This window comes from Rhodanobacter sp. Soil_C_14 (genome assembly GCF_057657335.1).
Map to the genome: position 1 here is coordinate 155,659 of NZ_JBDGIQ010000005.1, position 21,578 is coordinate 177,236.

16 protein-coding genes and 1 pseudogene are annotated in these 21,578 nt (G+C 64.0%); 10 read left to right on the forward strand and 7 right to left on the reverse strand.

Annotated elements, in window-relative coordinates:
- Positions 1–62: 62 nt before the first annotated feature.
- On the reverse strand, positions 63–1,130 hold the full coding sequence (locus AC3A56_RS13225) for a DMT family transporter (RefSeq protein WP_056716931.1): 1,068 nt from the start codon (positions 1,128–1,130) through the stop codon (positions 63–65).
- 193 nt (positions 1,131–1,323) lie between these two features.
- On the opposite strand from AC3A56_RS13225, the gene AC3A56_RS13230 reads away from it, so the two are divergent.
- The 6 genes from AC3A56_RS13230 (at position 1,324) to AC3A56_RS13255 (ending at position 8,628) form a co-directional block, all read left to right on the forward strand.
- The gene (locus tag AC3A56_RS13230) at positions 1,324–1,647 is read left to right on the forward strand and encodes a hypothetical protein (protein WP_235580647.1); all 324 of its coding nucleotides are present in this window, start codon (positions 1,324–1,326) and stop codon (positions 1,645–1,647) included.
- Between the two features lie 71 nt (positions 1,648–1,718).
- Complete coding sequence (locus tag AC3A56_RS13235) at positions 1,719–3,023, forward strand: TolC family protein (RefSeq protein ID WP_235580648.1); 1,305 nt, start codon at positions 1,719–1,721, stop codon at positions 3,021–3,023.
- Positions 3,020–4,117: an efflux RND transporter periplasmic adaptor subunit gene (locus AC3A56_RS13240; RefSeq protein WP_056716936.1), complete on the forward strand. Its 1,098-nt coding sequence runs from the start codon at positions 3,020–3,022 to the stop codon at positions 4,115–4,117. The genes AC3A56_RS13235 and AC3A56_RS13240 overlap by 4 nt, the downstream gene beginning before the upstream one ends.
- Positions 4,117–7,251 (forward strand): efflux RND transporter permease subunit, encoded by a 3,135-nt coding sequence (locus AC3A56_RS13245; protein WP_056716976.1) that lies wholly within the window; start codon positions 4,117–4,119, stop codon positions 7,249–7,251. The genes AC3A56_RS13240 and AC3A56_RS13245 overlap by 1 nt, the downstream gene beginning before the upstream one ends.
- On the forward strand, positions 7,248–7,571 hold the full coding sequence (locus AC3A56_RS13250; protein WP_056716938.1) for a P-II family nitrogen regulator: 324 nt from the start codon (positions 7,248–7,250) through the stop codon (positions 7,569–7,571). Before AC3A56_RS13245 ends, AC3A56_RS13250 begins: the two co-directional genes overlap by 4 nt.
- A 94-nt stretch (positions 7,572–7,665) precedes the next feature.
- On the forward strand, positions 7,666–8,628 hold the full coding sequence (locus AC3A56_RS13255; RefSeq protein ID WP_056716940.1) for a cation diffusion facilitator family transporter: 963 nt from the start codon (positions 7,666–7,668) through the stop codon (positions 8,626–8,628).
- 101 nt (positions 8,629–8,729) lie between these two features.
- On the opposite strand, the gene AC3A56_RS13260 is transcribed toward AC3A56_RS13255, so the two are convergent.
- The 5 genes from AC3A56_RS13260 to AC3A56_RS13280 all read right to left on the reverse strand — a co-directional run bounded on the left by AC3A56_RS13260 (position 8,730) and on the right by AC3A56_RS13280 (position 14,087).
- A complete protein-coding gene (locus AC3A56_RS13260) occupies positions 8,730–9,614 on the reverse strand; it encodes a hypothetical protein (RefSeq protein ID WP_056716942.1) in 885 nt (294 codons plus the stop codon).
- A 194-nt stretch (positions 9,615–9,808) separates the two neighbouring features.
- Complete coding sequence (locus AC3A56_RS13265) at positions 9,809–10,381, reverse strand: phosphatase PAP2 family protein (RefSeq protein ID WP_056716944.1); 573 nt, start codon at positions 10,379–10,381, stop codon at positions 9,809–9,811.
- Complete coding sequence (locus AC3A56_RS13270) at positions 10,378–11,001, reverse strand: cation efflux transmembrane domain-containing protein (protein WP_056716946.1); 624 nt, start codon at positions 10,999–11,001, stop codon at positions 10,378–10,380. The genes AC3A56_RS13265 and AC3A56_RS13270 overlap by 4 nt, the downstream gene beginning before the upstream one ends.
- Positions 11,002–11,013: 12 nt before the next feature.
- On the reverse strand, positions 11,014–12,999 hold the full coding sequence (locus AC3A56_RS13275; protein WP_235580650.1) for a cytochrome c/FTR1 family iron permease: 1,986 nt from the start codon (positions 12,997–12,999) through the stop codon (positions 11,014–11,016).
- Between the two features lie 83 nt (positions 13,000–13,082).
- Positions 13,083–14,087: a TIGR02391 family protein gene (locus tag AC3A56_RS13280; protein WP_082585266.1), complete on the reverse strand. Its 1,005-nt coding sequence runs from the start codon at positions 14,085–14,087 to the stop codon at positions 13,083–13,085.
- Between the two features lie 278 nt (positions 14,088–14,365).
- Here AC3A56_RS13280 and AC3A56_RS13285 point away from each other — a divergent pair, with 278 nt between their 5' ends.
- The 3 genes and pseudogenes from AC3A56_RS13285 to AC3A56_RS13295 all read left to right on the forward strand — a co-directional run bounded on the left by AC3A56_RS13285 (position 14,366) and on the right by AC3A56_RS13295 (position 17,066).
- Positions 14,366–14,701: a helix-turn-helix domain-containing protein gene (locus tag AC3A56_RS13285; protein ID WP_082585267.1), complete on the forward strand. Its 336-nt coding sequence runs from the start codon at positions 14,366–14,368 to the stop codon at positions 14,699–14,701.
- Between the two features lie 409 nt (positions 14,702–15,110).
- Positions 15,111–15,830, forward strand: a pseudogene (gene ttcA / locus AC3A56_RS13290) (tRNA 2-thiocytidine(32) synthetase TtcA); the annotation flags it as partial.
- Positions 15,831–15,863: 33 nt separating this feature from the next.
- A complete protein-coding gene (locus tag AC3A56_RS13295) occupies positions 15,864–17,066 on the forward strand; it encodes an amino acid aminotransferase (RefSeq protein ID WP_487770630.1) in 1,203 nt (400 codons plus the stop codon).
- Here AC3A56_RS13295 and AC3A56_RS13300 read toward each other — a convergent pair.
- Complete coding sequence (locus AC3A56_RS13300) at positions 17,056–19,740, reverse strand: winged helix-turn-helix domain-containing protein (protein WP_487770631.1); 2,685 nt, start codon at positions 19,738–19,740, stop codon at positions 17,056–17,058. The two genes, AC3A56_RS13295 and AC3A56_RS13300, sit on opposite strands and share 11 nt — an antisense overlap.
- A gap of 242 nt (positions 19,741–19,982) precedes the next feature.
- Between AC3A56_RS13300 and AC3A56_RS13305 the strand changes: the two genes are divergently transcribed.
- Positions 19,983–21,527 carry a M4 family metallopeptidase gene (locus tag AC3A56_RS13305; protein WP_487770746.1) on the forward strand — a complete coding sequence of 515 codons (1,545 nt, stop codon included), beginning with the start codon at positions 19,983–19,985 and terminating at the stop codon, positions 21,525–21,527.
- Positions 21,528–21,578: the final 51 nt, after the last annotated feature.

The following is a 21,578-nucleotide window of genomic DNA, read 5'->3' on the forward strand; positions in this document are numbered from 1 at the left end:
GGTGGCGCGGCGCATAACCGAGGAGCGGGCCACCGTTGCCTACCATCGTTCGCACCCGAATCTCAGGAATGTCGGTGACGGTGGTGGATGTCCGGGTAGTGCGGATGGACATGTGTGATCGGCTCGTGCACGTGCGGATGGGTATGCGGCTCGCTGCCATCCCAGGGAAAGTCGTGCGTGTGTTGGTGGTGTTCGTCGTGGCGGTGGCGGTGCTCGTGGGCGAGCGATTCATGCGTGTGCTCGTGTGCATGGCGTTCGCTGACGTGCAGCCAGACGCCCATCGCCATCAATGCGCCGGCCAGCCAGAAGGTAAGGCCCGGATGCTCGGGGAATAGCAGCAGCGACAATGCGGCGCCCACGAACGGCGCAGTGGAGAAATAGGCACCGGTGCGCGCCGTGCCCAGGTTGCGCAGCGCCAGCACGAACAGCACCAGGCTCAGGCCGTAGCCGACGAAGCCGAGCAGACCGGTGGCCAACAACGGCAGCATCGCGGGAAAGCGCAGGCCAAGCCACAAGGCAAGCCCGATGTTGATCACGCCGGCGACGCCGCCCTTGATCGCGGCGATCTGCACCGGGTCGCCACCGGACAACGGGCGCGTCAGGTTGTTGTCGATCGCCCAGCACAGGCAGGCACCGGCGATCGCCAGCGCACCCCACGGCAATTCGCCGATGCGTTGGCGCTGCCAGCTCAGCAGTACGCTACCGGCCACGATCGCCAGCATGCCCAGAAACACTCGCCGATCGACATTCTCGCGAAACACCACCCAGGCAAGCACCGCGGTGAGTACTCCTTCCAGATTGAGCAGCAACGAGGCGGTGGAAGCGAGCGTATGCGTCAGGCCAAGCATCAGCAATACCGGGCCCAACACGCCGCCGAACACCACCGCACCCGCCAGCCACGGCATCTCTCGTCGCCGCAACGGCGCTTCGGTTGCGGGCCGTCCGCGCCAGCGCCGCAGCACCATCCACGCCGCCAGCCCGATGCCCGAGCCGGCGTACAAGAGGCCCGCCAGCAGGAGCGGCGGAATCGTGCCGAGCAGTGTCTTGGCCAATGGCGTGCTCAGACCGAACAAAGCCGCGGCCGCCATCGCCTGGAATACGCCGCGCAGGTGTTCGTGGTTCGGTTTCATGCATCGATTCCAGGGGACGGCAAAGTGAGTCGCTCCCGCATCTGTGGCGGATGGCTTCTCCACCGTGCTGAATGAAGATGAGCAAATGGAATTGTCTAACACCTAGGGTGCTGGTTAGCATGGGCAGATGCCATACGCTCGATCGTCACTGCTGACTCGCCTGCGCCGCCACCGCGGTCTGTGGGTGTTGGCCGTGGCCGTGCTGATGATCAAGCTGGTCGCCGGCACGGTGTGCGTGGCCGATGCGCCAGAGAAGCGATTGGTTTCGACCACCACCATCTCCGCCGCCAGCATGCCCGTGGATACCGTGGTCGCCGATGTATCGGCTGATGATCCGAACGCCTGTCTTCTAGGTGAAACGGGGGGCTGTCATTGCGCTTGTGCGCACACGGTGACGCTGCCAACGACCGCCCGGCTTTCTATTGCCAAGGTGCAGGCTCGCTTCGACACCTTCGTTATCCGTTCCGGATTCACGCCGGCCACGACCGGCTCCCTGTTGCGCCCTCCCATCGCCTGAAATCGCTCCGTTTCGCGACGCATCCGCCTGCGTGATGCGTCGCTTCGTGACCGTTTTCAGGAGATCGCTTCATGTCTGTTTTACGTTCGGTGCCGATCGGCGCCGTGTGTCTGTTGTACGCGGCGATGCTCAGTGCCGCCCCCGTATCCCAACCTTCCCCTCCGGTAGTGGCTCCCGCGCCATCGTTGGCATCGTCCCCTCTGCAAGAGGCGGTACGTCGCATCTGGCAAGGCAGCCCCGAGGTGCAGGCTGCTCGTGCGGATCTCGATGCCGCCCGTGCCCGTGCGCGTGCCGCAGCGCAGCCGTTGTACAACCCCTCGCTGTCGCTCGATGCGGAGAACGCCGACGTCAATCGGCGCACGGCCGGCATCAGTCTGCCACTGGATCTGTCCGGCAAGCGTCGCGCCCGCACCAGTCAGGGTGAGGCCGATCTGCTCGCTGCCGAGGCGAGCTACGACGTGCGGCGTCGTGACGTCGCCACACGTTGGTTGAAGGCATGGTCGACGGCGGCGCTCGCGGCTCGACAAAGTGAACTGGGTCGTCGTCGCCTCGCGTTGATGCAGCGCTTCGACGACCTGGCCGCCCAGCGGCTCAAGGTGGGCGATATCAGCAGTCCCGAACGCGATCTGGCCGGCCTGGCACTCGGCGAGGCGCAGGTGCAACAGGCGACGCTCGCGAGCAACGAGGCCGCGGCCCGTGCGGCGCTGCGGGCTATCAGCGGCGATCAACTGACCGCGCTGCCACTGTTGCCCAAGGGCCTGTCACCGGCACTCGACAGTGCTGCGCCGTTGCCCGTCGATGAGTTGCCGGAACTGCGTCAGGCCCGCGCCCTACAAGCGAGCGCCGAGGCCGGCGTGCAGGTCGCACGTCGTGCGCGCATCCCCGATCCCACACTCAGCCTGACCGGTGGCCAGGTGCGCAGTGGGCCGCGCACCGATCAGGTAATCGGCGTCAGCGTGTCCATTCCCTTGCCGGTGCTCAATACCGGACGTGCCGAAGTGGATGCCGCCCGGGCGGAGGCCGAAGCGGCGGCGGCCAGTGTGCGTTCGCGCCAGTTTGTGCTGCGTGCCGGACTGCAGGAGGCGCAGGCCCGCTATGTTGCCTTGCGCGGTGCCGCCGAGGCGTTCCGCAGCGGTCGTGCCGCCGCGTTCGAGGATCGCACCACGCTGCTGGAAAAGCTCTGGCGTGCCGGCGAAATCAGCACTTCCGACTACCTCGTGCAGCTCAAGCAAAGTCTCGATACCGCGTTGTCCGGCCAGGAGCTGGAAAGCCAGACCTGGCAGGCCTGGTTCGATTACCTCACCGCTGCAGGTCGTCTGACCGACTGGCTCGACGGCCGTACTCAGGACGGCCTTAATCAGGAAATCTCCCGATGAATATCTTTCTTTTGAAACGCAGCCTGCTGGGACTGGCGCTGTTCGCTGCGCTGGCCGGCCCCGTACTCGCGCAGGAACCGGCACCTGCCAATCCGCTCGCGCTCGACGTCAAGGCGATCAAGGACGCCGGCATTGTCCTCGACAAAGCCGCTCCCCGTGCGCTGACGGATGAACTGAAAGCCCCCGGCGAAGTGAAGGCCGATGCCTATTCCACCGTGCTGGTTTCGCCCCGTGTGGAGTCGCAGGTGCTGGCCCGCAAGGCTCGGCTTGGCGACGTCGTGAAAGCTGGCGCGCCGCTGGTGGTGCTCTCCAGCGTCGAAGTGGCCGCCACGCAAGGTGCGCTGATCGTCGCCGAACAGGATTGGCAACGGATCGCGTCACTCGGACCACAGGCGGTGTCGGCCCGGCGCTACAACGAGGCGAAAGTGCAACGCGACCAGGCCCGCGCCAAGTTGCGCGCCTACGGCTTGTCCGAAGGCCAGATTGGCGGCTTGCTGCGCAAGGGCTCAGCCGGTGCTGACGGCAGCTTCGAGTTGCTCGCGCCGGCCGCCGGTCGTGTGACCACCGATGAGTTTCTGGTCGGTGAGCGGGTGGAACCCGGCCGCACGCTGTTCACCCTGGTCAAGGAAGATTCGGTCTGGGTCGTCGCGCAGATGGCGCCGGCCGATGCCGAACGGGTCAAGCCCGACGCGGATGCCCGCATCCTGGTGCATGACACCGCGATACCCGGCACGGTGGTGCAGCGCTCGCACCAGACCGATGAACGCACGCGCACCGTGCCGGTACGCATCGAGGTCGATAACCGCAAGGATCTGCTGCATCCGGGTGAATTGGTCGAGGCGCGCATTGCCGCTGGCAATGCTGCGCAGAAGCTCGCGGTACCGGCCGACGCGATTGTGCTGCTGCAGAACCAGCCGACCGTGTTCCTCGCCAAGGGCAACGGGACGTTCGAACCGGCGCCGGTGATGGTCGGCGACACGCGCAATGGCTGGACGGTCATCACGCAAGGCCTCAAGGCCGGCGACACCTACGTGCGCAAGGGTGCCTTCGCCTTGAAAGCCCGTTTGCTGCGTTCGCAGCTGGGAGAAGAATGATGCTGGAACGTCTGGTTGAATTCTCCCTGCGCTACAAGGTGCTGGTGCTGATCATTTTCGTGGTGATCGGCTTTCTCGGCTTCCAGGCGGTGCGTCAGCTGCCCATCGACGCATTTCCCGACGTCACACCGGTGCAGGTCAATGTCTACACCGAAGCGTCGGGACTCGCGGCCGAGGATGTCGAGCAACTGCTCACCACGCCGGTGGAATCGGCGCTGGCCGGTCTGCCCAAGGTGGAGCAGATCCGCTCGGTGAGCCTGTTCGGCTTGTCCTATGTGTCGGTGTATTTCGATGACAGCATGGATATCTATTTCGCTCGCCAACTGGTCAACGAACGCCTGCAACAGGTGGGCGATCGCTTGCCGGCCGGTTACGGCAAGCCGGAGATGGGGCCGAACACCTCCGGCCTCGGACAGGTGTTCTGGTACACGGTCGAACGCGCTGACAAAAGCTTGAAAGGGGCCACGGCGGGCACGGCACCGAACGACATGGACCTACGCACGCTGCAGGACTGGACCATCCGCCTGATCCTGCGCACCGCACCCGGTGTCGATGACGTCACCTCGTGGGGTGGGCAGGAGAAGCAGTTCCAGGTGCGCATCGATCCGATGAAGCTGATCGCGCACAAGCTCGGCTTCAAGGAGGTGATCGAGGCTTTGCAGGCGAACAACGCCCAGGTCGGCGGCAACTTCGTCGACGTCGGGCGCGAGCAGTATCTGGTGCGCGGCCTCGGGCTGATCCAGAACGCGAAGGATCTGGGCAACATCGTCCTCAAGACGGAAGACGGTACACCGGTCTACGTGCGTGACGTGGCCACGATCACCGAAGCGGGCGCACCACGTACCGGTGCGGTGACGCGCGACGGCAAGGAAGTGGTGATGGGTCAGGCGCTGGCCCGTATCGGCGAAAACGCCAAGAGCGTGGTCGATGCGGTCAAGGCCAAACTCGACACGGTGAAGCAGGCCCTGCCGCCCGGCGTGGTGGTCAAGCCCGTGTACGAGCGCACCGAGCTGGTCAACGCGGCGGTGGAGACGGCGGTGCGCGCCCTGATCGAAGGCTCGATCCTGGTCGCGATCATCCTGTTCCTGTTCCTGGGCGAGTTCCGCAGCGCGCTGGTGGTGGTGGTGGCGTTGCCGCTGGCGATGCTGATCGCCTTCATTTGCATGAATCAGGTCGGGCTGTCGGCCAACCTGATGTCGCTGGCGGGCCTGGCGATCGGCATCGGCATGATGGTCGATGGTGCGGTGGTGATGGTGGAGAACGCCTACCGCATCATGGCCGAGCGCAAGGCGCACGGGGGCCCGGTGGATCGCACCTCGGCCGTGCTGGCGGCCGCCCGCGAGGTCGCCAACCCGATGGCGTTCGCGATTCTGATCATCATCGTGGTGTTCCTGCCGCTGTTCAGCCTGCAGGGCCTGGAAGGCAAGATGTTCAAGCCGATGGCGTTCAACATCAGCTTCGCCATGGCCGGTTCCCTGATCCTCGCGCTGACCCTGATCCCCGTACTCGCCGCACTGGTACTGAAGCCCAAGGAAGAGAAGGACACGTGGCTGGTCGCGTTCCTGAAGCGCCACTACGCCAGCGTGCTCACCTGGGCGCTGGCGCGACGCAAGCTCGTCCTTGGCATCGCCGCCGGTGCCTTGATCGGCAGCCTTGCGCTGTTTCCGTTCCTGGGCAAGGAGTTCATGCCCAACCTGAAAGAGGGCGCCATCATGTGGCGCATCACCTCGATTCCCTCGGCCTCGCTGGATGAGTCGATCAACATCTCCAAACAGGTGTCGGCGCTGATCAAGCAGAAGTTTCCGGAGGTGGACACCACGCTGGCGATGATCGGTCGCGCTGAAAAAGGCGAGACCGCCGATGTGAACTACATGGAGGTCTACACACCGCTCAAGCCCAAGGACCAATGGCGCAAGGGCGAGACGCTGGAAAGCATCGAGGAGGCAATGCAGAAGGAGTTGTCGGCCGCCTTGCCCACCGCCGTGGTGAGCTATACCCAGCCGATCCAGATGCGCATCGAGGAGTTGATCTCCGGCGTGCGCGCCACCTTGTCGTTGAAGATCTACGGCGGTGACCTGGGCGAGCTGGATCGTCTCAGCGGCCGCATCAAGGACGTGCTGGCCGGTGTACCCGGCGTGGCGGATCTCGCGCTGGAGGCGAACATCGGCAAGCCGCAGATCCGCATCAAGGTGGATCGCGATGCGCTGGCCCGTTACGGGCTTAACGCCGACGACGTGCTGACCGTGGTGAAGAACGGCATCGGCGGCGAGCCGGTGACGACATTGCTCGATGGCGTGAAGCGTTTCGATATCGCGGTGCGGCTGGACGATGCCGACAAGGCGTCCCTGCAGGCGATCCAGCGCATTCCGATCCGTGCGCCAAGCGGCGCGCTGGTGCAGCTGTCGCAGGTGGCCGAGGTCAGCGATGCGGAAGGCTATTCGTTCATTCGTCGCGAGCAGTTGCAGCGCTACGCGGTGATCCAGATGGATGTGCGCGGTCGCGACATCGACGGCTTCGTCAAGGAGGCGAACGCTGCCATCGCGAAGCAGGTAAAGCTGCCGACGGGCTACTACAGCGAATGGGGCGGTGCGTTCGAGAACCAGCAGCGGGCGTTGAAGCGGCTGTCGCTGATCGTGCCGGCGACGATCTTCTTCATCTTCGTGTTGCTGTACACCGCCTTCAATTCGGTGAAGTACGCCGCGCTGATCCTGGCCAATGTGCCGTTTGCCACCATCGGCGGCATCGTCGGGCTGGCGATCACCGGGCAATACCTGTCGGTGCCTTCCGCGATCGGCTTCATCGCCGTGTTCGGCGTGGCGATGTTGAACGGCATCGTGTTGGTGAGTTTCTTGAACGAACAACGTGAGAAAGGGCTGCCGGTCCGCGAGGCGGTGATCCGCGGCACCGCGTTGCGCATGCGACCGGTGATGATGACCGCCAGCGTGGCGATCCTGGGCCTGGTGCCGATGCTGCTCTCCAGCGGCGTCGGTGCGGAAACCCAGCGTCCGCTCGCCACCGTGGTGGTCGGCGGTCTGATCACCTCGACCCTGCTAACCCTGGTGCTGTTGCCGGTGCTGTACGACTGGATCGAAGAACGCGCCGCACGGCGCCTGGCCAAGGAGAACACCCCATGAAAGAAGTGAAGGCATTCATCCATCGCGGCCGCATCGTCGACGTCATCCATGCTCTGGAGGAAGGCGGATTTCGTTACCTGTCCGTCAGCGACGTCAAAGGTTTGCTGACCGCGCTCAGCGCCCAGGAACAGATCTATTCGATGGAGCTGGGCGAACGGGTCACTCGGCAGATCAAGCTCGAAGTGTTCTGCGAGGACGATCAGGCCGAACGCGCGGTACAACTGATTCGTCTGCACGGGCGCACCGGCCAAAGCGTGGCCGGTTGGGTCTATCAGAGCACGGTGGATCGGGCGTGGCCCATCGACGGGACCGTGGACTGAAGGCGATGGGCGGGTCACTCCCGCCCATCCTTCCGGGTGTCATTACATAACGCTGTGGCGGTCGCGTAAGGTGACCGCCGCACGGGAGACTTCAATGAGCGCGTCAGAGCCACACAAGCACGATCACGATCATCACCACGACCACAGTCATGGTGTGGCACCCGATGCGGACAAGAAGTATCTGACCATCGCCTTGCTGTTGCTGCTCGGCTTCATGGCGGTCGAGGTGGTGGTCGGCATCCTGGCCAAGTCGCTGGCCTTGATTTCCGATGCGGGCCATATGCTCACTGATGTGGGTTCGATTGGGCTGGCCCTGGTGGCGATGCGCCTGGCCAAACGACCGGCCGGCGGTAGCTACACGTTCGGACTCAAGCGCGTGGAAATCCTGAGCGCCCAGGCGAACGGCGTGACCCTGTTGTTGCTGTCAGTCTGGTTCATCGTCGAGGCAATTCGTCGCCTGATCGATCCACCGGTGGTGGAAGGCTTGCTGGTCACGGTGATTGCGGTGATCGGCATCGGCGTCAACCTGCTCGCCGTGTGGGCGATGAGCAAGGCGAACCGCCAAAGTCTCAACGTGGAAGGTAGCTTTCAGCACATCCTCACCGACCTCTATGCCTTCATCGCCACGGCCATTGCCGGCGCCATCATCTGGTGGACCGGCTGGAATCGCGTCGACTCGATCGCTGCGCTGGTGGTCGCCGGGCTGATGCTGAAAGCCGGCATCGGGCTGGTACGCGAATCGGGACGCATCTTTCTGGAGGCGGCACCGCGTGGCCTCGATCCAGTCACGATTGCCGAGGCGATCCGCGCTGTGCCAGCGGTAACCCGGCTGGATGACCTGCACGTGTGGGAAGTGACCTCGGGGATGCCAGCGTTGTCGGGGCACATCTATGTGAACCACGACATTGACTGCCACGATGTGCGCCGTACCGTCGAGACGATGCTGCACGATCGTTTCGACATCACGCACACCACGTTGCAAACCGATCATGCGACCACGGACGAATCAGCCCACGCGGCGGGTTGTACCTTCGCCTCACCTAGCGGGGCGCATTAGGACGTGGCCGGGTTGGCCATGCAATGTTCATCCTGTGCCGCTTGGGAGACTGAGTGGCGACGCACTTCGTCACGCGTCGCTACTCGAGTTGTCCTGACCAACTAGGCCAGATCGAGCTTCCTGAAAGACACGATATCCGACACGACGGACTCGCCCATCCACGGCTCCAGCACCACTGGCGCGGGAAGCGCGTTCAGCGCGTTGACCACAGGATCAAGGGGCACACCCTTGGTGGCGCTGGTGAACAGATACATCCTGGATCCTAGCTGTGGTGCATACGTGCCGGGCCATTCGGGCTTCATCATCGTGTAGTTGAACTTCTCACACCAACGCTGCTGCGCTTCTAGCTTGGTAGCCACGCGCCCCTCGTACGGCTCGCTGGCCAGCAGATAGCGGCGTGTCACCGGATCGAACCAGGCGCTGACGTGATCCTGGCCCGGAATGTGCGAGTTGTTATTCTGTTCCCCTGAGTCCATCCCATACCGACCGCTAGGCCTCGATGGATACGCGCGCTGATGTCCAGACGAGGGCTTCAGCCCGGTGGCCTTGGCAAAGACGAGTTCACGCGCCGCACCGCAAATGATGGTGCGTGCTCGGAACTGACTCTCGTGCGACCTTGCGGTCGTGAGCATGGCGTCCCCGTTGCCAGGCCGGAAGTATGTGAGATACCGCGCGTTCAAGAGTTGATCCGGGCGGAGGATGGACTGCCAGGGACTAGGTAGTTCGATCGTCAGCGACTCGTGACCGTACTTACCCTCTTTCCGGTCGCCCCAATGAGCGATCAGAGTCAGAGGGAACGCGGGTATCTTCGTGATCGCTGCTTGCTCACGAAGCTGATTCTGCGCGTGTCGGAAGTTCTGGAATCCGCTTTCGCGCGCGGCAAGATCCAGCGCGTGCGCATGCTGCGATCCAGTGCTCTTCTTGATGGCTTTTCCCTGACGCTTGATGTGCGAAAGGACGGTAGCGGGGGTATAGCTATGGGACATGGCTCTTCTCCCGGTTCGCACAGAACGTCGCTCGCCTGCCATTCCCGAACCAGAGAGGCTCAAGTCATAAGAGATGAAGGGCAGTGCTGATACAGCTTCGCTACGGCGAGCGGCCGGCTCCTACCCGAGAGCCGCAGTTAGTTTGCCGGCTCTGATCGCAAGATTCAACGGTTCAGGTCACAGCAGTGGATGAGTCATAAGGACACGATGGCAGGAGTTGCAGAACGGCGGAGCCATAGCCAGCCACTCAGCATGGCCAGCCCACTCATCGCGAGGGCTCCCAGCATATCGCCAGGATAGTGCACGCCTAGGTAGATGCGTGCCCATGCCATGGGCAGACCGAGCAGTGCGATCCCGGCGCCCCAGGCTCGGGTGCGTCGATTCAGTAACAGCATGCCGGCGAGGACCCATTGCACAGTCAGATGGTCGCTGGGAAAGCTGCCGGTCGCCGCATGGGAAATCCATGCTTGGCCGACACCGGCCACAAACGGGCGCGCTCGATCCCAGACAGTGCCGATGAACAGATTTATGAGCAGTGCTATTGCAGCGACACCCACCGCTTTCAGGGCGATCGAGCGCATCGACCACCGAGGAAACATCAGCATCGTCCCGAGGAGAGCGGCGGTCAGGATCAATGGCCCATCGGCCAGACCTCGCGCGAGATGCAGCGTCACGGGCGATGGCGGTGTAGACGGATGGATGGCGTGGAATAGTCGAAGGTCAACGGCGTACGCCATGGTGCCGAACCCCGCGATCGGCGATGTCATGGCTTGCTGATCGGTGCAAGGGCAGCGATCCGCGCTTCCTTTGCTTCGCGCAGGATACCCAACGCCTCTTTCAGCACATAGCAGGCGATGGCTGCACCGATGACCAGATCGGGCACCGCACTGTGTAGAAGCAGCACCAGCACACCGGAGACGATCACCGCCAGGTTGGCAATGACGTCGACCCGCGTGAACAGCCATGTGGCGCGCAGATGCACTTCGCCGTGACGGAACCGGTCCAACAATCGCAGCACGGTGGCATTTACGATCAAGGCGATGAAGGCAATACCCATCATCCAACCACCCTCGGGATGACTGCCGGCGACGAGTCGCCACGCCACACCGGCGAGGACACCCGCGCCCAGGATCAGCAGCAACGTGCCACTCAAAGTGGCGGCCGATGCCTTGAAGCTTGCGGTGCGCTGCCAAGCGACGAGCGCGATGCCGTACGCACTCGCGTCGGCGAGCATGTCCAGCGAATCGGCGATCAGCCCCATCGATTGCGCGATCAGACCCGCGATCACACCGACCACAAACATCGTGGCGTTGAGAACCAGCGCCAAGCGCAGGATGCGTCGCTCCGCTTCGTTGCTGGCTTCAGCATGGCAACCACATTCACTCATGCCCTATCGCCTTTATTCTGCATCGGGAAGCACTTCTTGGGTTCCTTGAGGTGATGGCAACGGCTGGCGGCCACGACGGATGTTGAACACGAATCCAACCGCCAGTAGCACCAGAATCGTCAATTGGGCCAGCAAGGATTGCCAGGTCGGATAAATGCCAAGCAGTTCGATATGCGGCACCGGCGCGACGCTCACCGCGACCCAGCCGGCCTCTTGCAGGGCGGCGATGCCCTTGCCGGTCAGCACGATGGCGAGCACGGCGATCAGCGCCGAACTGGCCGAGAAGAACGTGCCGATAGGGAGTCGACGACTGGTGCGCAACAGCACCCAGGCAATCAGCCCCAGCACCGCCGCACCGGCGGCGATGCCGCCGAGCAGCCACACTTCCTGACCGTCGTTCCACAGGGCGGCATAGAACAGGATGCTCTCGAACACCTCGCGGTACACCGAGATGAAGGCCAGCCCGAACAGGAACCATGCCGAACGCCGGTTGAGCGCGGCCGCCATCTTTTCCTTCAGATACGCCTGCCAGCGACCACCGATACTTTTCTGGTGCATCCACAAACCGACCCCGAGCAGCACAAACGCCGCAAACAGCGACGACAGTCCTTCGGTCAATTCACGGCCGGCACCACTGATGGAAATCGCATAGCTGGCGATCGCCCAGGTGATTCCTCCCGCGACCAACGCGAGGCTCCAGCCGGCATGCACGTAGCGTAGTGCTTCGGGCCGCGCGGCCTTGCGCAGGAAGGCGAGCAGTGCGACCACGACCAGCAGGGCTTCCAGACCTTCACGCACCAAGATCGTGAAAGCACCCAGGAAGGTGGCGGCCGCATCGCCTGCGGCATCGGCAGTGACTTCTTGCGCGCGCACCAGCAGACCATCGACCTCATCGGCCTGTTTCGTCACCGATTCCATCGAGGTGCTGCTCGTCAGCGCGGTGCGATAGGCACCCATCGCCGTTTCGAGCTGGGCGCGCAGCGCGCCATCACGTGCGTTGAGTTGCGGTTCGACCGGCTCCACGCCATCGAGGTAAGCGGAAAGCGCTAATTGAGTGGCTTGCGCCTTGGCGCCGGCTTGGTAAGCCGTCAGGCTCGCCGCCAGTCGCGCGCGTGCCAGTGGAATACCCGCCAGGGCCTGCTGCTGGATGGCACCAGGATGAGCCCGCAGATAGCCCATGATCGCCCGAGCCCGCTCCGCACCGAGGGTAGGCGTCAGCTGTGTGACGCGAGCACGCGACAGCTCCTTCAAGTCAGCGATTTGCGCCTGTGCGGCGGTGTCGTGCTGCCACGTATCGGCACCTGCGGCCGCTTCTTTCGTGTAAGCCAGCGAGCCCACGTAGTACGCCAGCGCCCAACGATCATCGGACGACAGCTGCTGCGCGTAGCTTGCCATCGGCGTACCTTCCACGCCCTGGCTGATCACCTCGTACAACGACAGCGCGCTACGCTGATCCGCCCGCGTCTGGTCGGTGAAGTTCACCGGGCGGGGCGACAGCTGCAGGCCGGCCGGGCCGTCACCATGACCGGTTGACCCATGACAGGCAGCGCACTGGTTCTGGTAGAGCGTCGCCCCACGCGCCAGGTCGGGGGCCTGTTCCGGTGCGGTCGGTACCGGGTAGGCCTGCAGCAATGCATCGGCAAGCGCATGCGCTTGCGTCGCCACCTGAGCGGGTGCCGCTTTGGCATCCACCGAGGCCACCAACGTATCGGCTTGCTTCAAGAGTGCGGGCGTGGTCGCGGTCGGTGGCAACGCGCCGATACGTGATCGAGCCGTCGATGTGAATTCCCGCATCTCGGCGTACTCGGACGCGCTGATCACCGCGCCATCCTTCACTGCACCGGCGTAGTCGGTCGCCAGGTAGTCGAGCATCTGCCAAGTTTGCGGAACCGAGGTCATCGCGTCCTGAGCCACGACCGAAAAGGCAGTCATGCCGAACAGGAGAAGGGCGGCTATGGAAAAGCTGCGCAAAATACTGCGAATACGATTCGTTATCATTGGGGAATGATACTCGCCCTTGAGAGCTTGCACAGATCAAATTGGGCGGCGTCTCGCGCGTATGAGGTACCACATCGTGACTGCTATGACACTTCTCTACCTTCCGATGGCACGCCGGTATTCGCCACGTAGAGCAAGTAGTCGATCAGACCCAGAATCTGGACCACGCGTTCGGGTGCCAGATCGGACAGCAATTTGTGGTGCACCTGGTTTCGGATGAAGCCAAAAACCCCGCGATACAGCAGGTGGACCGCATCCTGCTCTCCCTGGATATCGCTGACACGGATCGCCGGCGTCCCACCCGCAAAGGCGCGGGCGGCCAGATCGGCACCGGTGGCAGCATCGGTGGATCGGGTCAACGTACGCAGACGATGCTCAAGAATGCGTGTCGCTTCGGTCACGACCGTATCGTGTCGCTCGGATTGGCCGGATTCTTCGAATTGATTGAACAGATCCAGGCAGCGCCGTTTGAGTTCGGTATCGAGGATCTCGATGGAATCGATCATGACCGGCTTCGGCCGTCGGGCGTGTGTTATGGACTGATCCTGGGGCCTATCCCCTTCTTGTTCGACGGTGGTCAACTGTTCCTGCTCAACCAGGAGCGGCAGCACTGAGGCTCTGGCAAAGATCCCCTGAGTGGCTAACTGCTCTTCGCGCAAGGTGATCTGTCGATCCAATGCCGATAAGAGATGGGTGGTCACATTGGGTTTGCTCGAAAGCGCGTTTCGTCGTTGCTTGAGGAAGCCTAGATAGAGCAGCCCGACCGACTTCAGGTAGCGCACCGTTCCATGTTCGAGACTGAGATCGCAATCGAATTTGTCGGTGGACTTGGCCAAGCTTCCTTCGAGCCACTGGCGGGTGCGCGTGACTTCGCGTCGACCTCGATCGAAACGAATCTCCTGCCGGATCTCTTCAGTGAAAAAAGCCTTCAAGTGCGGATCGGCCTCGACTTCGGCGGCTTCCAAGGACAACAACTCCTCGTAGTACTTCAAGGCGCAAACGAAGAAATCGAGGGTGTCGCGAAGGAAAGCCACCCACGAGTAATGGTGGCTATCGGCGGGTTCCGGCGTGGCTGTGCGAGTCGTCATGGGTTACAGCCCTGGGCGTTGAGTATGAAAAATATACGGATCATTCCCAAATATCTCATCACCGCGGCCATTGTGTTGGCCGTGTCCGAATTGGCCAAACGCAGTGATCGCGTTCGACCCTTCACAAAAAAGGACAGGGAGTTGGTCTCCACGCGTGGAGCGCCACCATGATCTCGCACCCATGAAACTGTGACGAGTACTGCTAAGTAACTCTTAGTATCCAGTGGAGCCTGCGACTCCGAAGCTGTCCCTAGATCACAACAGGGCAAATTCATAGGATGGCTCGCGGAGGTAAAAAGGAAGTCGTCCTAGCCGCTCGCTTGAAAGAAGCGCGCTTGGCTGTGGGCATATCTCAGCGGGAACTCGGCATCCAATCCGGTATGGATCCTTCGGTAGCATCGCCGCGAATTAATCAATATGAGCGCGGCAAGCACGCGCCAGACACGAATACCCTCAGCAAGCTAGGTCAAGTTTTAGGCATGCCTGTTGCGTACTTCTTTGCTGAAGACGATGACCTCGCCGTGCTCATTGCTAATTTTCATAGGCTGACATCCAAAGCTCGTAAGCGGTTGGTTACGCTGTCAGCCAAAGAAACTCGTGGATCGCGAGGCTGATATATCTGTCTTCGGCCGCTGAGAATCGCTATCTAGCCGCTAATTTCATACGGCACACTCTGTTTCGACGAAGCACAGTCGTATAGATTGCCATGTTGAGCGTGGTCGATGGACTGCTGCTTGTACTGGCTGAGCACCGGTTCTGAGGCTTTCGTTCGGTGATCACACTCCCTCGGTGCACGCAGTCCGTTGCTTGACGAGAGTTCATCCCATTGGGGAACATGGCGAACTAATCTCCATGTGTGCCCTACCATCCATGTGTGTCCAACCATCTCGTCTTGGCCATGGACGAAATGCTCTCCCATTGCTGCGAAAACACTCCAAATCTATGGACACTCGCCCAAGCGCTCACAAGCGTTGTAGGCGTAGCGTTGTACGGCATGTCCATAGATCATCATCTAACCGGTGCGGCGGCAAGGATTCGTACACCTTGCTGGACCTGCTGCTGCAACTGCAGGCTAAGGCGCCGGTGCGCTTCGAGCTGGTCGCGGTGAACCTGGACCAGAAGCAGCCGGACTACCCGGAACATGTATTGCCGGACTACCTGACCGCCCGCGGCGTGCCGTTCCACATCATCGAGCAGGACACCTACAGCACGGTGACCCGGGTGATTCCTGCGGGCAAGACCATGTGCAGCCTGTGCTCGCGGCTGCGCCGCGGCGCGCTGTACACCTGGGCGGCGGCCAACGGCATCACCAAGATCGCGCTCGGCCACCATCGCGACGACATCCTCGCCACGTTCTTCCTCAACATGTTCTACCAGGCGCAGCTGAAGGCGATGCCGCCGAAGCTGCGCTCGGACGACGGTCGCCACGTGGTGATCCGGCCGCTGGCCTATTGCCGCGAGGACGACATCGCCGAGTACGCGGCGCAGCAGCGGTTCCCGATCATTCCGTGCAACCTGTGCGGCTCGCAGGACAACCTGCAGCGCCAGGCGGTGGGCCGGATGCTGGCCGAGTGGGAACGGCAGCAGCCCGGGCGCAGCGAGAACATCTTCCGCGCGCTGAGCCACGTGTCACCCTCGCAACTGGCCGACCGCCAGCTGTTCGACTTCAACTTCGGCGCGACGCCCGCCTCCTTCGCCTGGCCGGTCGACGGCGCGGACGAGACCGCCACCACGCAGGCCTGAACCCTCCCCGTCACCTCACTTCGAGTAACCGCCGTGTCCTACTTTGCTTCCGTTGAAATGGCCCCGGGCGATCCGATCCTGGGTCTCACCGAGACCTACCTCGCCGATCCGCGACCGGGCAAGATCAATCTAGGCGTGGGCATCTATGTCGACGAACAGGGCCGCATTCCGCTGTTGCCGAGCGTGCACGAGGTGGAGAACGCGCTGGCCGCCGCGGCCAAGCCGCGCGGCTACCTGCCGATCGATGGCCTGGCGGCGTACAACCGGCTGACCCAGCAACTGGTGTTCGGCGAAGCATCGCCGCTGCTCGCCGCCGGACGCGTGGCCACCGCGCAGACCATCGGCGGCAGCGCCGCGCTGCGCGTGGCGGCGGACCTGCTGAAGCAAGTCGGCGGCGCCGGTGCGAAGGTCGCGATCAGCAACCCGAGCTGGGGCAACCACCACGTGGTGTTCCGCACGGCGGGCTTCGAATTGCTGGAATACCGCTACTACGATCCGGCCACGCATGGCCTGGATTTCGCCGGCATGCTGGAAGACCTGGGCCGGATGGAGCCCGGCACCGTGGTGCTGCTGCATGCCTGCTGCCACAACCCGACCGGCGTGGACCTGGACGCGGCGCAATGGACGCAGCTGATCGAGTTGCTGAAGGAGCGCAAGCTGCTGCCGTTCGTCGACATGGCCTACCAGGGTTTCGACCGGGGCACCGAACAGGACGCCACCGCGGTGCGCCTGCTGGGGGAGTCGGGCATCGATGCCTTCGTGGTCGCCAATTCGTACTCGAAGTCGTTCTCGCTGTACGGCGAGCGGGTCGGCGCCTTGTCGATGGTCGGCGTCGATCGCGACGAGGCCGCGCGGCTGCAGTCGAAGATCAAGCAGGTCATCCGCACGATCTACTCCAGCCCGTCGACGCACGGCGCCGCGCTGGTCGCCGGCGTGCTGGGCAGCAGCGAATTGCGCGCGCGCTGGGAGCAGGAACTGGGCGGCATGCGCGGGCGCATCCATGCGATGCGCGCGGGCTTCGTCGAGAAACTGGCCGCACTGGGCGCACCGGACTTCGGCTTCATCAACCAGCAGGCCGGCATGTTCTCCTACTCCGGCCTGAGCAAGGTGCAGGTGCACCGGTTGCGCGACGAGTTCGCGATCTACGCGCTGGACAGCGGCCGCATCTGCGTGGCGGCGCTGAACCAGGCCAACCTCGACACCGTGGCTGCGGCCGTTGCGACCGTCACACGCTGACCTTTTCCGTGTTGTCGACCAGGCCAAGCAGGCGCGCACGCTCCACCGCGTGCCAGCGGGTGCCGGCTGACAGCTTGAGGAACAGGTTCTTGAGGTGCCACTTCACGGTCTCGCTGCTGATGTCCAGGTTGCGGGCGATCAGCTTGTTTGACAGGCCCTGCTGCAGCAGGTGGAGCACTTCGGACTCCTTGGCGGTCAGCAGGTCGGGTTCGCATCCCGGTTCGGTGGCGGATAGCGGCGGCGCTGCCGCTTCGTTCTCGGTCGCGGGCTGGCGCACGGTACGCCCGTCGGCGGTGGCGTCATGCCACGCCATGCCCATCTGCACGGCGAGCGGGTGGGTATCGGCCAGCAGCCTCGCATGGCCACCCAGGCTGGCCAGCGCCAGCGCCTCGGACAACCAGGCCCGGGCCGTGGCCGGATCGCGCTGCCGCAGCGCGACGGCGCGCAGGACCTTGATCGTCCAGCCGTCCCGCTCCCGCTGCAGTTGGCGGGCCAGCAGGTCCGCCGCGACGAGGTGCTGTTCCATCGCCTCCATATCGTCACCGGCCAGCGCCGCGTAGGCCCTGGCGATCAGGCCGGACAGCCGGTACTGCGGCAGGAATGGCTGCAGCTCCTCGCTCTGGAACACCGCTTCGAAACGCTCCAGTGCCTGCAGCAGTCCGCACACCGTTTCCAGGCGCTGGTCCAGCGCATGGATCCGGATCCGCTCCACCAGTCCCTGCAGTTGCAGGCGCGGGAGTCTGCGGTGCTTCGCCAGTGCGTCGAAGTTGTCGAGCGTGTTCAACGCGCGCCGCTCGTCACCCTGACCGAGGGCGATCCGGGTCAGCGTGTGATAGGCGATGGCGAGCGTATCCGGGAAGCTCGCCTCGATGACGTCGATGCGGTTGGCCAGCAAGGCCTGGGCGGCCGACAGCTCGTTGCGCTCCAGCAATGCGGCGGCGAGCACGGCGGCATACATGCAGGCGACCATGCTGCGCCGGCCGTCTTCCTTTTCCGCCCTTGCCAGCGCCGGGCGCAACAGGGCCTCGGCCCGGTTGGCATGGCCGTCCCGGAGATGGCCGAGGCCGGCCATCAGTCTCGCCAGGGCCTCGGCCAGTCGCAGCGAGCCGGAATTGCCGTGCGTTGCCACCTGCACGGCCAGCCGCTGAACCTCGCTGCTCGAACCTGCATGGAGCTCCAGCAGCGCGCGGGCGTTCAGGGGAGCGACGGCGCAAACCGGGTCCTCGGTCGGCGATGAAGCCGACGGCCAGCGCGTCAGGATGTCGGACAGGCGCCCAATCTCGTCGGCGTAGGCGGCCGCGCCGCCGGCGACGCGCAGTGCCAGCTTGAGCATTTCCGTCGAAACGGCGGGATCGGCAGCCACCTCGAGGCTGGTGCGCAACGCCTGCGCGTTGTCGTCGCCCAGTGCCAGCACCCACGCGGCGACCAGCCTGAGCAAAGTGCTGCCCGCGATGAAATCAGGCGGGATACGGTCCAGCCATTCACGCGCCTCGTTCAACTTGCCCTGGGTGCCCAGCAGCCAGAGCGAGCGTGCGGCGTAGTCGTGCGCGGCGGCCTCGTCGCCTGCCGCCAGCGCGTGGCGGGCCGCTTCGTGAAAGCGCTCGCGACCGGCCAGCCAGCGGGATGCACGCAGGTGCAGTTCGGTCTGCTCGGCGCGCGGCAGCTGTTCGAAGCGGCCGAGCAGGAAGTCCCGGCCGAGCGGATGCAGGCGCACCCAGTCGCTGGTTTCTCCCACCATCATGATCGGTGATTCGAGCAGGAGTTGCTCCAGACGAGCCGGCGCGTCGACGCAGCCCGTCACCGCTTCGCACAATTCCGCGTTCAGGTGTTCGAGGATCGCCGTGCGCACCAGAAAGCCCCGTTGCGGCATCGACATGCGGGAAAACATCGATTCGATGAAATAGTCCTGCAACCCCTCACGACGTGCCGAAATCGTGGCGATGGACCTGGCCGGGTCGTCTTCCTGTTCCACCTTGGCGATCGCCAGTTGCAGCCCCACCGGCCAGCCTTCGGTGAGGTCGTGCAATTGGGCGCGCTGGTCGAGATCCAGCCGTGCGCCCAGTCGTCGTTCGATGATCTCGATGGATTCCTCCAGACGCAGGCGCAGGTCTTCCGCCACCAGCACCGCGAGGTTGCCCTTGGCGACCAGCTCGGTGGTGTGCAGCGGCAAGCGCACCCGCGATCCGATCACCACATGCAGGTTGGCCGGTGCATTCAGCAGCAGGTAGCCGAGCGAGCGGTGCAGCGTGGTCTTCGGCAGCCTTTCCGCGTCATCGATGATCAGGACGGTTTCCCGCTCCAGCAGGGCGACCTCCGCCAGCAGGACGGTCAGCGCGTCGATTTCCTGCCCGGCCCTGCTGGCATGCTCGGCGGCGATCAGGTCGAACGCCTTGCGTCCGCTGACCAGGTACAGCGCCTGCAGCAGGCCCGTGGCGAAACGTACCGGCTGATCCTGGTTGTCGGCGCCCAGCCAGGCCACCAGGGCGTTCCGTTCCAGCCAGCGCCGACGCCACTGCAACAACAGGGTGGTCTTGCCAAAGCCTGCCGGCGCGGCTACGGCGATGGCCGTCCGTTCATGGATCTTGTCCCAGATCTGCATCAGCCGGCCACGGTCCAGGGTGGTACGCGGAAGTCGCGGCGGGGTGATCTTCAGGCGAAATTCGGGGGCGGGCATCGGCAGAGAATACTCGTTGGCCGGCCCTGCCGGCACGACGCCCGGCGGCATCCGTGGCGTTCATGCAGCCCCCTCCGGATGGCGTCGTGGAGAGGGATGGGGGGGAGAGCCCCCCCCTTTTTCGGGGGGTGGGAGAGACGACCCGTATGTCGTTCTACTTGGCCTCTGCCAGACGCTGCGTTCCGGACCTGCATTCCGGCGCCAGCCAGGCCCGCATGACTCGGGGGAGTCCCATCTTGATCTTGAACTACAAAACCTTGCCGCTGGCCGTGCTGCTGGCCTTCGGCGCGAATCAGGCTTGCGCCGTCGAGACGAATCCTGCCGCCGTCAGCCGCGCCCTTGAACTGATCCGCAGCCACGGCGCCACCACCCGCGCCGCGGCCGGTGACCATTACGTCAGCCGTGGCGTGATCACCGACGCGAACGGGACGGAACACGTAAGGCTGGACCGAACCTACAAGGGCCTGCCGGTGATCGGTGGCGACCTGGTCGTGCATTCGCGCAATGGCAGCTACCAGTCCGCCTCGCTGACCCAGGGCGCCGCGCTGAACCTGTCGGTCCAGCCGGTGATCGGCGCGGACGAGGCCGCGGTCATCGCCGGTACGGAATTCGGCTCCGCCTTCGCCGGGATGCCAGAACGCACCCTGTCGATTTACGCGCGGGGTCACGGTGCCGCCCGGCTGGTCTGGCGCATCCGCATGCACAACGCGCAGGCCGACACGACCTATATCGTCGACGCCCGCAGCGGCGCCATCGTCGAGCACTGGAGCAACCTGGAGACGGCGGCCGTCACCGGCCAGGCGAAGACCCTGTATTCGGGCACGGTCCCGCTGGTCACCAACTCGGTCATCGGCGGTTACGAGCTGCGCGACCCGACCCGCGGCAGGATGCGCACCATCGACGGCTCCAACAGCCGCACCTCGGGCCAGATCTACAAGGACAGCGACAACGTCTGGGGCAACTCCACCACCCTGGACCTGGCCACCGCCGCCGCCGACGCCGAGTACGGCGCTTCGATGACCTGGGATTTCTACAAGACGGCCTTCGGGCGCAACGGCATCGGCGACGACGGCAAGGGCGCGTACAACCGGGTGCACTACGGCACCAAATACAACAATGCGTTCTGGTCGGACGCCTGCTTCTGCATGACCTACGGCGACGGCGACGGCATCAACGTCGGTCCCCTGGTCGCGCTCGACATCACCGGCCACGAGATGAGCCACGGCGTCACGGCGCGCACCGCGGGCCTGATCTACTCGGGGGAATCCGGCGGGCTGAACGAGGCCAACTCGGACATCCTCGGCACGATGGTCGAGTTCTACGCCAACAACAGCCACGACACGCCCGACTACATGATCGGCGAGTCGATCGTCCCGGCCAACGTGCCCGGCAGCCCGAGCCAGCACGCGCTTCGCTACATGTGGAAGCCCAGCCTGGACGGCCGTTCGCCCGACTTCTACGTGAGCAACATCGGCAGCCTGGACGTGCACTATTCGTCGGGCGTGGCCAATCACTTCTACTACCTGCTGGCCGAAGGCACCGCGCCGAAGACCTTCAGTGGGGTGGTCCACAGCTCGCCGACCATCAACGGCGCAAGCCTGCCCGGCATCGGACGGGCCAAGGCACAGAAAATCTGGTATCGCGCGCTGACGGTGTACTTCACCTCCAGCACCGACTACGCCGCTGCCCGCGTCGCCACCATCCAGGCGGCGAAGGACCTTTACGGAACCACGTCGGCCGAAGCGAATGCGGTTGCCGCCACGTGGACCGCGGTCCACGTGCTCTAGGCCGGGCCAGCTGCGGCGCGATCGCCACCAGGCCAACCATCACCGCCCGCG

Bases quoted from the DNA above. Each gene is read 5' to 3' on its own strand.
- AC3A56_RS13225 (WP_056716931.1), bottom strand. From the start codon at position 1,130: ATGAAACCGAACCACGAACACCTGCGCGGCGTATTCCAGGCGATGGCG.
- AC3A56_RS13235 (WP_235580648.1), top strand. From the start codon at position 1,719: ATGTCTGTTTTACGTTCGGTGCCGATCGGCGCCGTGTGTCTGTTGTAC.
- AC3A56_RS13240 (WP_056716936.1), top strand. From the start codon at position 3,020: ATGAATATCTTTCTTTTGAAACGCAGCCTGCTGGGACTGGCGCTGTTC.
- AC3A56_RS13245 (WP_056716976.1), top strand. From the start codon at position 4,117: ATGCTGGAACGTCTGGTTGAATTCTCCCTGCGCTACAAGGTGCTGGTG.
- AC3A56_RS13250 (WP_056716938.1), top strand. From the start codon at position 7,248: ATGAAAGAAGTGAAGGCATTCATCCATCGCGGCCGCATCGTCGACGTC.
- AC3A56_RS13255 (WP_056716940.1), top strand. From the start codon at position 7,666: ATGAGCGCGTCAGAGCCACACAAGCACGATCACGATCATCACCACGAC.
- AC3A56_RS13260 (WP_056716942.1), bottom strand. From the start codon at position 9,614: ATGTCCCATAGCTATACCCCCGCTACCGTCCTTTCGCACATCAAGCGT.
- AC3A56_RS13265 (WP_056716944.1), bottom strand. From the start codon at position 10,381: ATGACATCGCCGATCGCGGGGTTCGGCACCATGGCGTACGCCGTTGAC.
- AC3A56_RS13270 (WP_056716946.1), bottom strand. From the start codon at position 11,001: ATGAGTGAATGTGGTTGCCATGCTGAAGCCAGCAACGAAGCGGAGCGA.
- AC3A56_RS13275 (WP_235580650.1), bottom strand. From the start codon at position 12,999: ATGATAACGAATCGTATTCGCAGTATTTTGCGCAGCTTTTCCATAGCC.
- AC3A56_RS13280 (WP_082585266.1), bottom strand. From the start codon at position 14,087: ATGACGACTCGCACAGCCACGCCGGAACCCGCCGATAGCCACCATTAC.
- AC3A56_RS13285 (WP_082585267.1), top strand. From the start codon at position 14,366: ATGGCTCGCGGAGGTAAAAAGGAAGTCGTCCTAGCCGCTCGCTTGAAA.
- AC3A56_RS13300 (WP_487770631.1), bottom strand. From the start codon at position 19,740: ATGCCCGCCCCCGAATTTCGCCTGAAGATCACCCCGCCGCGACTTCCG.